Source organism: Flavobacterium sp. OHVDL-2026-0007, from assembly GCF_059882335.1.
Window position 1 is genome coordinate 3,806,863 of record NZ_CM187612.1, and the last position, 13,853, is coordinate 3,820,715.

Genomic DNA, 13,853 nt, shown 5'->3' on the forward strand with positions numbered 1-13,853 from the left:
AGATGAGAAGATTAGTTTTAGTTTTTATGTTTTTTTCCGCTGTAGGATTTGCGCAACAGGATACGCAGTTCACACAGTATATGTACAATACCGTTAACATCAACCCCGCTTATGCCGGTTCGAGAGGTGTTATGAGTATTTTTGGACTTTATCGTACCCAATGGGTTGGATTAGATGGAGCTCCAGAGACCAGTAGTTTTTCGGTACATACACCGATAGATTTTACCGACTTGGGAGTAGGAGTTTCACTGGTCAATGATAAAATTGGACCCACAAATGAAAATACTTTATCAGGGGATTTGTCTTATACCATTCCAACCTCAGAGGAATTTAGTCTTTCGTTTGGTTTGAAAGTGACGGCCAATTTGTTTAATCTGGATATTACTAAATTGAGACAAGAGGACCAAGGGGATCCACAGTTTCAAGACCTAAATAATAAATTTTCACCTAATGTTGGAGCCGGTGTCTACTGGCATTCGGATAGGGCTTATTTAGGGTTTTCGGTACCTAGTTTCATTCAGACCGATCGTTATAGCGATGAGGATGTATCTATTTATAAGGATAAAATTACCTATTATTTTATGGGAGGTTACGTATTTGATGTAGATCCGTATATCAAATTCAAACCTGCAATACTGACTAAAGTGGTCAATGGATCACCTTTGCAAGTAGATCTTTCTGCGAACTTTATGTTCGATGATAAGTTTATGGCGGGTGTAGCTTATAGGTGGAGTGCAGCGGTGAGTGCAATGGTCGGATTTCAAGTGACAGAAGGGATGTATATTGGATATGCCTATGATAAGGAAACTACTAAATTGAGCAACTATAACTCAGGCTCGCATGAGATATTCTTGCGATATGAATTGTTCAACAGGTACAGTCGCGTGGTTTCACCAAGATTTTTCTAATTATTCAATGATGAAGATAAAAGATATCCTTTATATTGTTTTTTTAGTGCTGATAACACTAAAAGGGAATGGGCAAACGGCAAGTCAGATCAAGGCTGAAAAAGAGTATGCCCAATACGCTTACGTTGATGTTATTGCGATCTATGAAAGAGTGGCTGAAAAGGGATACAAAGACGAGAAAATGTTTCAGAGGCTAGGGAATGCTTATTATTTTAATGGTGAACTAACCCAAGCAGCAAAATGGTACACCGCTCTTTTCGAAATGAATACAGAGCAAGAACCAGAATACTATTATCGTTACGCACAAACCCTAAAAGCAAAGGAGGATTACGTAAAAGCGGATAAAACTCTGGAAAACTTCAATAAAAAGATAAAAACGGATAAAAGGGGAGTTTTGTTTGAAAACAATAGGAATTACCTTGAACAGATTAAAGCCAATTCAGGGCGATTTGAAATTACCAATCTGTTGATTAATTCAAAGTACACCGATTATGGAAGTGCTTTTTTAGTGAATAAACTGGTATTTGCCTCCGCTAGAGATACAGGAGGTATTGCTAAAAAAACATTTAGATGGACCAATAAAGCCTTTACTAATTTATATACGGCTGAATTGAAAGCAGATGGAACATTAGGGGAACCGGAGCGATTTGAAAATAAAATCAATTCCAAGTTTAATGAATCTACACCTGTTTTTACAAAAGATGGTAAGACCATGTACTTTACACGTAATAACTATCTCAATGGTAAAAGAGGGCAAGATGATCAGGAAATTACCTTACTGAAATTATACAAAGCGGATTTTATCAATGGTAAGTGGAGCAATGTGACAGAATTACCTTTTAATAGCAACCAATACAGTACAGCACATCCTGCACTAAGCCATGATGAGACGAAACTGTTTTTTGCATCCGATAGGCCAGGGACGTTGGGACAATCTGATTTGTATAGTGTAACGATTAAACCAGATGGAAGTTTCGGTATACCTGAGAATTTAGGAGAAACTATCAATACAGAAGGAAGAGAAACTTTTCCTTTTATATCGGACAAGAATGAATTGTATTTTGCCAGTGATGGACAACCAGGATTGGGTGGACTCGATGTGTTTGTTTCTAGGATAAATTCCGATGGAACATTTACAGCGGTGCAAAACGTAGGGGCGCCCATAAATAGTAATCAAGACGATTTTGCCTTTGTTGTTAAAGGTAAAAACGGTACTGGATTTTTCTCCTCTAATAGAGCTGGTGGAAATGGTAACGATGATATTTATCGTTTTACTGAAATCAGAAAACTATTTTGTGAGCAGCAATTAAAAGGAACTGTTGCCGATTTAGATAACAGCCAAAGACTAGAGCATGTCAAGGTTATTTTACTAGACGAGCAATTTAAGAGTATAACTGAAATGGAAACAGGAGTAGATGGCGCTTACAGTTTTGACATTGCTTGTGGTAAAAGTTATCATATAAGGGCTGTGAAGAATGAGTACGAGACCAAAGAAATTCCAATTCAAATTCCCCAAGTATCGGGTGAGACAAATCTAGAAGTTCAACTAGAAAAAAGAATCAAACCAATCGCTATCGGAACTGATTTAGCTAAAACATTATCGATTCCGATTGTGTACTTTGATTTGGATAAGTCATTCATTAGTAAAGAGGCTTCCTTTGAGTTAGCGAAAATCTTAGCGGTATTGCAAGAATATCCAAAGATGAAGATTGATGTTCGCTCCCATACCGATAGTCGACAAACAGCAAAATACAACGTCGCGCTATCCAATAAAAGAGCCAAGTCCACTATGGAGTGGTTGGTGAAAAACGGTATCGCTCGAAAGAGACTAACCGGAAAAGGATACGGTGAAGGACAGTTAGTTAATAAATGTTCAGATGACGTTTCTTGTACCGAAGCAGAGCATCAACTCAATAGACGAAGTGAATTCATTATTATTTCGATGGAATAATAGTTTTACATAAGTGGTAAACAAAACCGCTCTATACAACGCCCTTTCTTGATTTAGAAAGGGCGTTGTCTGTTTGATCACAATCGGTCTTTTAGGGTTTGTAAATCTTTATGAATAATAGGGTTTGTTGGCCTACCTCGTTAATTGACTGTTTTATGAGTTAAAAAGAAAAATTAATGTGATTTGTACCTTGTTTTTTTTTAAATTTATAGTTCTAAAAATATCTGATATGACTGTTAATCAAATGCTAAGCACGAAAGGGAAAGAAGTTTTTTCTGTACTTTCATCGACCACCGTTTATGAAGCTTTAAAAGTGATGGGTGATAAAAATATTGGTGCCATCTTAATTATAGATGGGACAGAGCTAAAAGGGATACTTTCGGAAAGAGATTATGCACGCAAAATTGTTTTGAAAGACAAATCCTCTAAAGAGACTTTTGTCCATGAAATCATGGAAAGTAATGTCATTACGATCAGCTTATCTGATAATTTAGATTCCTGTATGGAATTGATGAACAGCAAAAGAGTCAGACATCTTCCTGTAGTGGATAATGGTATAGTGGTAGGAATTGTTTCTATAAGTGACGTTGTGAAATCCATAATAGATGTTCAAAAAGACACCATTAATCACCTGAATTCATATATATCACAGTAAAAAAACACAGTAAAATCATAAACAAAAGTAGCCTGATTCATTTCGGGTTATTTTTTTGGAATCAATAGTCGGGATCATTTTTTAATAAAAGAGGAGTAAAAGCTTCCTTTTTAAGCCAAGTCTTATATCTTTGTAAGCTAGAATAAAAGCTAAAAATAATGAACAAAGAGAGTAAAAGAAGAGAAGCGTTACTGTATCATTCAGAACCAACTCCAGGAAAAATTCAGGTAGTTCCAACAAAAAAATACGCAACCCAAAGAGACTTATCTTTGGCTTATTCGCCAGGTGTTGCTGAGCCTTGCTTAGAAATTGCAGCAAATATAGATGACGTTTATAAATATACAGCAAAAGGAAATTTAGTTGCCGTTATTTCAAATGGTACAGCTGTTTTAGGACTTGGAGACATTGGTCCGGAAGCTTCTAAACCCGTAATGGAAGGTAAAGGTTTGTTGTTTAAAATATTCTCTGATATTGATGTTTTTGACATTGAAATCGGAACGAAAGATATAGAAGAGTTTATTCAAACCGTAAAAAATATTGCACCTACTTTTGGAGGTATCAATTTAGAAGATATCAAAGCGCCAGAATCTTTTGAAATCGAAAGAAGATTGGTGGAAGAGTTGGATATTCCCGTAATGCACGATGATCAGCATGGTACAGCCATTATCTCTTCAGCAGCTTTGATTAATGCCCTTGAATTGGCAGGAAAAAAAGCAGGAGATGTAAAGATGGTCGTTTCTGGAGCAGGATCTGCTGCCATAGCATGTACTGATTTATATGTATTATTAGGGGTGAAAGTAGATAACATCAAGATGTTCAATAGTAAAGGACTTTTAACCAAAGACAATCCTTCGCTATCCGAATTACAATTGAAATATGCTGTAGACGGTCCTAAAATTGAATTAGCAGAAGCCGTAAAAGGAGCCGATGTTTTCATAGGATTATCTTCAGGGGATATTTTGAAACCTGAGATGTTGTTGAGTATGAACAATGATCCGATCGTTTTTGCTATGGCAAATCCAAATCCGGAGATTGATTATAATTTAGCTGTAGAAACACGAAAAGACGTGATTATGGCTACAGGACGTTCGGATTTTCCTAATCAGGTAAATAATGTTTTAGGTTTTCCTTATATTTTTAGAGGTGCCCTAGACGTTAGAGCGACTAAAATTAATGAAGCGATGAAAATGGCAGCTGTAAAAGCGTTGGCTATTTTAGCAAAAGAACCCGTTCCAGAAGCGGTTAATGTAGCTTACGGAGCGACTAAATTAGGTTTTGGTCAAGAATATATTATTCCTAAACCATTTGATCCTCGTTTGATTACGATTGTAGCACCTGCTGTTGCAAAAGCAGCAATGGATTCTGGAGTAGCTAAAAATCCTATTACGGATTGGGCAGCTTATGAAGATGTGCTTCGTGAACGTATGGGGAATGATAACAAAATGGTGCGTTTGATGACCAATCGTGCTAAATTAGATCCTAAACGAGTTGTTTTTGCTGAAGCAGATCAATTAAATGTGTTAAAAGCCGCTCAAATTGTTCATGAGGATGGAATTGGAGTGCCTATTTTATTAGGGAATAAAGAAGTGATTTTGGAGTTAAAAGCCGAACTTGGTTTTGATGCTGATCTTGAAATCATTGATCCTAAAACTGCTGAAGAAGAGGCCAGACGTAATCGATTTGCTAATTCTTATTGGGAAACAAGAGAGCGTAGAGGAGTTTCTTTATTGGATGCTCAGAAATACATGCGTGAGAGAAACTATTTCGCTGCTATGATGGTCAATGAAGGAGAAGCAGATGCTTTGGTAACAGGGCATACAAGAAGTTATCCAACAGTTGTAAAACCAATGTTGCAGTTGATTGAAAAAGCACCTGGTGCATCACTTGTAGCTACGGCAAACATGATGTTGACTTCTCGTGGACCCATGTTTTTGTCTGATACAGCAATTAACATCAACCCATCAGCTGAAGATTTGATTAATATTGCGATCATGACGGCAAAAACAGCAAAAATGTTTGGTATTGAACCTGTTATTGCGATGGTGTCTTATTCTAATTTTGGATCTTCAACAAGTCAAAGCGCTTCAAAAGTAAGAGAGGCAGTAGCTTATTTGCATAAAAATCATCCTGAAATGATTGTGGATGGAGAAATTCAAGCCGATTTTGCTTTGAATTCAGAATTGCTTAAAGAGAAATTTCCTTTCTCTAAATTAGCGGGTAAAAAGGTAAATACATTGATTTTTCCTAACTTGGAGTCAGCCAATATTACCTATAAATTATTGAAAGAATTGTATAAGGTGAACTCTATTGGTCCGATTATGATGGGTATGGGTAAGCCAGTGCACATTTTCCAATTAGGAGCTAGTGTTGAAGAGATGGTCAATATGGCGGCAATCGCTGTCATTGATGCTCAAGAGAAAGAAAGTAAAAAGAATAAATTGGCCAAATAGGTTGAGCTCAAGATCAAAGAAAATTGTGGTAAATTACTGCTTTTTTGTTATATTTGATTTATAAAGAACTATTATGATAGCACATTTGCAAGGGAAATTAGTCGAAAAAAATCCAACTGAAGTAGTGATTGATTGCGGAGGGGTTGGGTATCAGGTAAACATATCTTTGCATACCTTTTCGTTGATTCCTAATGCTGATTTTATAAAATTGTATACGCATCTTCAAATTAAAGAAGATGCGCATACATTATTTGGTTTTGTTGAAAAATCAGAACGTGAAATATTTAGAATGTTATTGTCTGTTTCGGGTATTGGTGCTAATATCGCCAGAACCATGTTGTCTTCCATTGAACCTAGACAGATTATCAATGCCATTGCCTCTGGTGATGTAGGGGTTATTCAGTCCATAAAAGGGATTGGTAACAAAACAGCACAACGGGTTATCCTTGATTTAAAAGAAAAAGTGTTAAAATTGTACGATTTAGACGAGGTTTCTGTAGTTCAAAACAATACAAATCGCGATGAAGCGTTATCTGCTTTAGAAGTTTTAGGTTTTGTTCGAAAAACTTCTGAAAAAGTTGTCGAAAAGATTGTAAAAGAAGATCCAGAAGCTACGGTAGAAACCATTATCAAAAAGGCTTTAAAAAGCTTGTAACTCAATTTATACAGCAAATTGTATGCGTAAAATTTGTATTTTTTTACTGGTTTTATTTTGCAGTAATGTTTTGCGTGCGCAAGTAAATCAAGCAATTCAAGATACAACTAAAACTCAATTTTCGGTCGGGAAAGTACAGTTACAAGATCCACCCAGTATACTTTCGGCTTATAAATATGATCCCTTCACGGATCGGTATATATACACCAACTCAGTTGATGGTTTCTCCATCAATTATCCTATTATTTTAACACCTAAAGAATACGAAGATTTAGTTTTAAAAGAATCCAGAAGGAATTACTTTAAAAAGAAATCCGATGCCATTGATGGTAAAAAAAGGGGAAGCGAGGATGCTAAAAAGGATTTGTTGCCAAGGTATTATGTCAACTCTAGTCTTTTTGAAAGTGTTTTTGGAAGTAATACCATTGATGTGAAACCTACGGGTTCTGTGGAGATGGATATGGGGATGCGTTATACCAAACAAGACAACCCTTCTTTTTCTCCAAGAAATAGATCAAGTCTAACTTTTGATTTTGATCAGCGTATTAGTATGAGTTTAATGGGGAAAGTGGGTACCCGATTAGAGGTCAACGCGAATTACGATACCCAATCTACATTTGCCTTTCAGAATTTATTTAAGTTAGCCTATACCCCTTCAGAAGATGATATTATTCAAAAGGTAGAGGTAGGTAATGTGAGTATGCCCTTAAATAGTACGTTAATTCGTGGGGCGCAAAGTTTGTTTGGAGTAAAAACCCAATTGCAATTTGGTAAGACGACTGTTACGGGTGTTTTTTCCGAACAAAAGTCCAAAACAAAAAGTCTGGTAGCCGAAGGAGGTGGTACTGTTCAGAACTTTGATCTCTATGCCTTAGACTATGATAGTGACCGGCACTTTTTCTTATCACAATACTTTAGAAATAAATACGATGCCTCATTGAAGAATTATCCTTTTATTGATAGCCGTGTTCAGATTACCAGATTGGAAGTTTGGGTGACCAATAAGAATAATAGAGTCAATACCACCAATAACAATTTACGAAATATTATTGCGCTTCAGGATTTAGGAGAGGGGCAAGTAACAGGAGTGCCTGATAATGAAGTAGTGGTGATTAGCTCTACAACAGGTTTTTTTAATAAAACGCCTGACTCACCAACTGACAACAATAATAATAAATACGATCCCAAGCTTATTGGACAGCCCGGCTATTTCTTAAATCAAAACATTAGAGAAATTGTTACGGCAAAGACCGGATTTAACAATACCAATGTGAGCGAAGGTACCGATTATTCAGTACTGGAAAACGCTCGAAAATTAACGGCAAACGAATATACCTTTAATTCACAATTAGGATACATCTCTTTGCAGCAACGTTTGGCCAATGATGAGATTCTAGCCGTTGCCTTTGAGTATACGGTTGGGGATAAAGTATATCAAGTCGGAGAATTTGGAAGTGATGGAGTGGATGCCACCATTGTAACGGGTAATAATAATTCCAATCAGGCCATTATCACCCAAAGTTTGATTTTGAAAATGTTGAAAAGTAATTTGACCAACGTTAAAAATCCAGTTTGGAATCTGATGATGAAAAACGTGTATCAAATTCCACAAGCTTATCAGATTAAACAAGATGATTTTAGGTTGAATATACTGTATACCGATCCTTCACCAATCAATTATATTAGTCCAGTTTTAGGAACCAGTTTTCCTGCCAATCCAACGCCAGGCAATAAGGTGGATCAAACACCTTTGTTGAATGTCTTTAACTTGGATCGATTGAACTACAATAATGATCCACAAGTCGGGGGAGATGGTTTCTTTGATTACGTCCCAGGAGTAACGGTTGATGTGCAAAACGGACGAATTATCTTTACCACTAAAGAGCCTTTTGGAGAGCTTATCTTTAAAAAGTTGAGCGATAATACTGCTGCTCAGCGTTATGATGATCCCACTACCTACAATGATAATCAGAAAAAGTATGTTTTCAGAAACATGTATCGCAATACCCAATCGGGAGCCTTACAAGATAGTGATAAGAATAAGTTTTTATTAAGAGGAAAATATAAATCTTCAGCAAGTAATGGTATTCCTATTGGTGCCTTCAATGTTCCGCAAGGTTCCGTTGTGGTAACAGCAGCAGGAAGAGTCTTGGTAGAAGGGGTTGATTATAGTGTCGATTATCAATTGGGAAGGGTGCAAATTTTAGATCCATCACTTCAAGCTTCTAATACGCCGATAGAGGTATCGTTGGAAAACAATTCCATCTTCGGGCAGCAAACCAGAAGATTTATGGGCTTCAATATCGAACATAAAATTTCAGATAATTTTGTGGTCGGAGGAACCTATTTAAAAATGACCGAGAGACCGTTTACTCAAAAATCGAGTTATGGACAAGAATCGGTAAACAATACTATTTTTGGTTTTAATGGAAACTATTCCACAGAGGTTCCTTTCTTTACCAGGCTGGTGAACAAATTGCCAAATATTGATACCGATGTTCCTTCTAATCTTTCGATTCGAGGTGAAGTGGCTTTTTTAAGACCAGATGCGCCTAAGGCCAGTGATTTTGAGGGAGAAGCAACCATCTATGTGGATGATTTTGAGGGCTCACAGTCTACTATTGATATGCGATCCGCTTATGCTTGGAGTTTGGCTTCTACCCCCTTTGTAAATTCCATAAATGACAATACGTTTAATGCCAATTCTAGTACCTTAGAATATGGATATAAAAGATCCAAACTAGCGTGGTATACGATCGATCCTATTTTTTATTCTTCAAAACCCTCAGGTATTTCCAATGATGATTTATCCTTGAACACTACCAGAAGAATTTATAGTAAAGAGTTGTATCCGAATACGGATATTGCTCAAGGACAAATACAAGTGATCAATACACTTGACTTATCGTATTTCCCTTCTGAACGAGGACCGTATAATAACAATCCAAATTTTAATGTAGATGCTGCTACTTCCAATTTTGGGGGGATTATGCGCTCTTTGAATTCCACCAATTTTGAACAAGGAAATGTGGAGTATATTCAGTTTTGGGTATTGGATCCTTATGTTGGAAATGCAGAAGCGCCATCGAATAATACGGGAAAAATTTATTTCAACTTAGGGGAGATTTCGGAAGATGTCTTAAAAGATGGAAGAAAACAATATGAAAACGGCCTAGGTCCAGATCAGGTATTGGTGAATCCACAGCCACTTTGGGGAGATGTGCCAGCTTCGCAGTCCTTAATTTATGCCTTTGATAACAACGCAGACAACCGCAAGAATCAAGATGTTGGTTTGGACGGTTTGTCTAATGCAAAAGAAGCGGCTGTCTATGGAAATTATGCTGGTGAAAGTGATCCAGCAGCGGATGATTATACCTATTATTTAAATACCGATGGGGGTGTTTTAAATCGCTATAAAAAATACAATGGTGTGGAAGGAAACTCGGCGGTCAGTATCGATGATCCGAATCGTGGTGCCACCACTTTACCCGATGTGGAAGATATTAATCGGGACAATACGATGAATACCATTAATGCCTATTACCAATACAGTATTGATGTGAAACCGGGCATGCAAGTGGGACAGAACTATATTACCGATATACGTGAAGTAACCAATGTGGAATTGCCAAACGGCGGCACAACTACGGCGCGTTGGATTCAGTTTAAAATACCAGTTTCTCAACCACAAAATACGATAGGAAATATTTCTGATTTTAGATCTATTCGATTCATGCGTATGTTTATGACAGGCTTTAACGATCAAATGACCGTTCGTTTTGGTGCTTTAGATTTGGTAAGAGGAGAATGGAGAAGGTATACCGGTACACTGGATGCAAACGATACAAATCCAGCAGATGATAATACAGATTTTGATGTATTGGCGGTTAATATTCAGGAAAATGGAACTAAATGCCCAGTGAATTATGTGATTCCACCTGGAGTGCAAAGAGAGCAATTGTATAATAACAATACGATTATTAATCAAAATGAGCAATCATTAGCCCTACGTGTTTCTGGAGGTGGTTTGCAATACCAAGATTCAAGAGCGGTATTTAAAAATGTTAGTGTGGATATGCGTCAGTATAAAAAACTAAAAATGTTTTTGCACGCTGAATCGTTACCTAACGAAAATCCGTTGTTGGATGATGAAATGTATGGGTTCATTCGTTTTGGAAATGATTTTACACAAAACTTCTATCAAGTAGAGGTTCCTTTGAAAGTAACCAGAACAGGAGGATCGTGTACGATAAGTCCTGACGAAGTGTGGCTGGAGCAAAACAATATTGATTTGGCACTAGAGTTATTGACCAGAATGAAGATCAAGGCGATGAGTATCGATATTAACTCTGATAAACGCGATATTAATGGAGTCTACTATCCGGATGATGATTTGAGTTTAAATGGAGGAGATGGCGATAATAAATTAAGAATTGGTATCAAAGGAAATCCTAATTTTGGATTGGTTCGAAATTTAATGGTCGGGGTAAAAAGTAAAGCAGACCATAAGGATATCAAAGGAGAAGTTTGGTTTAACGAACTTCGTATGGCTGATTTAGATAATAAAGGTGGTATGGCTGCGGTATTGAATATAGATACCAATATGGCAGATTTTGCCACTGTATCTGCTACAGGAAGAAAAAGCACTATTGGTTTTGGATCCTTAGAGCAAGGGGCCAATGAAAGAGACCGAGAGGATATTCAGCAATTTAATATCGTGACCAATTTGAATTTAGGGAAGTTACTGCCTGCGAAATGGGGAATCAACTTACCTTTTAATTATGCGATCGGTGAGGAGATTATTACACCAGAATACGACCCATTTAATCAGGATATAAAATTGAATCAATTGTTGAAAGAAACTGCTGATTCAGCAGAAAAAGATAATATTAGAACACGTGCCATTGATTATACCAAGCGAAGAAGTATCAATTTTATTGGGGTAAGAAAAGACAGAGCGCCAGAACAAAAACCGCATGTTTATGATGTGGAAAATTTAACTTTTTCCCAATCTTACAATGAGGTAGAGCGACATGACTATGAGGTGGAAGCATATGAAGATCAGCAATCCAATACGGCCGTAAATTACGCTTATACTTTTCAACCAAAAGAAGTAGTGCCTTTTAAAGGGACTAAATTCATGAGCAAAAGTGATTACTGGAAGCTGCTGCGTGATTTTAACTTCAATTATTTGCCGTCTAATATTTCTTTTAATACCAATGTTTTAAGACAAAGTAATCGTCAGCAATTTAGACAAGTCGAAGTGGAAGGAATTGGCTTGGATCCGCTTTATAGACGTAATTTTGCCTTTAATTATCAGTATGGATTTGGGTTTAATCTGACCAAATCACTAAAACTAAATTATACAGCGGCATCGAATAATATTGTAAAGAATTATTTGAACGAAGACAATTCGCCTAAGGAAGATTTTAATATTTGGGACAATTATTTTGATATAGGAACGCCAAATCAGCACGTACAACAGTTGGTACTGAATTACGAGATTCCGATCAATAAAATACCACTTTTTAGTTTCGTAAAAGCCAATTATTCCTATACGGCTGATTATAGCTGGCAACGCTCTTCTTCTGCTTTTGCAGATATCGTGATTGAAGATACGGCGTACAATTTGGGGAATACGATTCAAAATGCCAATTCCAATACATTGACAACAGCTTTTAATATGAATATGTTGTATAAGTATTTAGGGTTAACTCCTGGAGGAAAAGCACCAAAGGCTAAAGCAATGGCGCCACCAAAACCTGGAGAGAAAATTGTTAACACGCCCAAACAAGCCAATAGCACTAGACCGTTTTATGATGGACTAATTGGAGTATTAACGAGCGTGAAAAACATACAAGTTAATTATACGAAAAACAGTGGTACAGTTTTACCTGGTTATACGCCAAGTGTCGGTTTCTTAGGAACCTCAAGACCTACGCTTGGGTTTGTTTTTGGTAGTCAAGATGATGTGCGTTATGAGGCAGCTAAAAATGGATGGCTAACCAATTATCAGGATTTTAATCAAAACTTTACACAGGTCACCAATAAGCTTTTGAAAATTACAGCTAACCTTGATCTATTGCCTGATTTAAAGGTGGATTTAGCGATGGATAGAGCCTATTCGGAGAATAACTCAGAACAGTATAGTGTGGATGATTCCGGTTTGTATATACCAGCTTCTCCATATAGTTATGGTATGTTTTCTATTTCAACAGTATTGATCAAGACTTCTTTTTCGAGAAGTGACGAAACGCAATCAGCAGCATTTGAAGATTTTAGAAACAATCGTTTGATCGTGGCTAATCGTTTGGCCGAGGAACATTATGGATCTGGGGCTGAGATTCCTAGATATGGCGATGCTGCGAATCCGATTCCAGCTGAAACCGATGCTAATTATGCCTTGTATGTTTCCAATCAAGGTTATCCGATAGGGTATGGAAAAGGGAATCAGGCGGTTTTGTTGCCTTCTTTCCTAGCAGCTTATTCAGGGGGAAATGCCTCAAGTGCTTCAACGGATATTTTTAGAAGTTTCCCGATTCCAAACTGGAGTGTGAAGTATAATGGTTTGATGCGTTACAAAATGTTTAAAGATAGATTCAAACGTTTTTCATTGCAGCACAACTACAGAGCTTCTTATACGATCAATCAGTTTAGGTCAAACTTTGATTATAATGAAAATCCAAATGGGCAAGATGTGAATACCAATTTCTTTAATAAAACCATCATGTCCAATGTCAATTTGGTGGAGCAATTTAATCCGCTTATTCGAATGGATTTTGAATTAAAAAGCTCACTTCGTGTGTTGACTGAGATCAAAAAAGACAGAGCTTTGTCGATGAGTTTTGATAATAATTTATTAACGGAAGTCAAAGGTATCGAGTATGTAGTCGGTTTAGGGTACCGTTTTAAAGATGTTATTTTTTCATCCAGACTTGCGGATAATCCAACCGGAATCATCAAAAGTGATATCAATATAAAGTGTGATTTCTCTTACCGAAACAACGAGACATTGGTTCGTTATTTGGATTATGATAACAATCAATTAGCAGCAGGTCAAAATATTTGGTCGTTGAAGCTTACGGCGGATTATGCCTTTAGTAAAAATCTTACGGCTATATTCTATTACGATCATTCGTTTTCGAAAGCGGTTATTTCAACTTCATTTCCGCTGACAAATATTCGATCTGGATTTACACTTCGTTATAATTTTGGAAATTAAATTTTAGTTTCT

6 protein-coding genes are annotated in these 13,853 nt (G+C 36.8%); all 6 read left to right on the forward strand.

The genetic code is table 11. The features are described from left to right. The first annotated feature begins 2 nt into the window (after positions 1-2). The 6 genes from AC51AA_RS15615 to sov all read left to right on the forward strand — a co-directional run bounded on the left by AC51AA_RS15615 (position 3) and on the right by sov (position 13,841). Positions 3-908, forward strand: a complete 906-nt coding sequence (locus AC51AA_RS15615; protein ID WP_500703146.1) for a PorP/SprF family type IX secretion system membrane protein — start codon at positions 3-5, stop codon at positions 906-908. Between the two features lie 10 nt (positions 909-918). Beyond that, on the forward strand, positions 919-2,859 hold the full coding sequence (locus AC51AA_RS15620) for an OmpA family protein (protein WP_500705648.1): 1,941 nt from the start codon (positions 919-921) through the stop codon (positions 2,857-2,859). Between the two features lie 229 nt (positions 2,860-3,088). Then, positions 3,089-3,514, forward strand: a complete 426-nt coding sequence (locus AC51AA_RS15625; protein WP_500703147.1) for a CBS domain-containing protein — start codon at positions 3,089-3,091, stop codon at positions 3,512-3,514. Positions 3,515-3,672: 158 nt separating this feature from the next. Next, the gene (locus AC51AA_RS15630; RefSeq protein ID WP_500703148.1) at positions 3,673-5,964 is read left to right on the forward strand and encodes an NADP-dependent malic enzyme; all 2,292 of its coding nucleotides are present in this window, start codon (positions 3,673-3,675) and stop codon (positions 5,962-5,964) included. A gap of 73 nt (positions 5,965-6,037) precedes the next feature. Continuing rightward, positions 6,038-6,619 carry a Holliday junction branch migration protein RuvA gene (gene ruvA / locus AC51AA_RS15635; RefSeq protein ID WP_500703149.1) on the forward strand — a complete coding sequence of 194 codons (582 nt, stop codon included), beginning with the start codon at positions 6,038-6,040 and terminating at the stop codon, positions 6,617-6,619. Between the two features lie 22 nt (positions 6,620-6,641). After that, entirely contained in the window at positions 6,642-13,841 is a 7,200-nt protein-coding gene (gene sov / locus AC51AA_RS15640) for a T9SS outer membrane translocon Sov/SprA (RefSeq protein WP_500703150.1), read from the forward strand. Positions 13,842-13,853 lie beyond the last annotated feature (12 nt).

What these genes read in the sequence shown, in the direction of transcription:
- AC51AA_RS15615 (WP_500703146.1), top strand. Translation starts at nt 3, where the DNA reads ATGAGAAGATTAGTTTTAGTTTTTATGTTTTTTTCCGCTGTAGGATTT.
- AC51AA_RS15620 (WP_500705648.1), top strand. Translation starts at nt 919, where the DNA reads ATGAAGATAAAAGATATCCTTTATATTGTTTTTTTAGTGCTGATAACA.
- AC51AA_RS15625 (WP_500703147.1), top strand. Translation starts at nt 3,089, where the DNA reads ATGACTGTTAATCAAATGCTAAGCACGAAAGGGAAAGAAGTTTTTTCT.
- AC51AA_RS15630 (WP_500703148.1), top strand. Translation starts at nt 3,673, where the DNA reads ATGAACAAAGAGAGTAAAAGAAGAGAAGCGTTACTGTATCATTCAGAA.
- ruvA (WP_500703149.1), top strand. Translation starts at nt 6,038, where the DNA reads ATGATAGCACATTTGCAAGGGAAATTAGTCGAAAAAAATCCAACTGAA.
- sov (WP_500703150.1), top strand. Translation starts at nt 6,642, where the DNA reads ATGCGTAAAATTTGTATTTTTTTACTGGTTTTATTTTGCAGTAATGTT.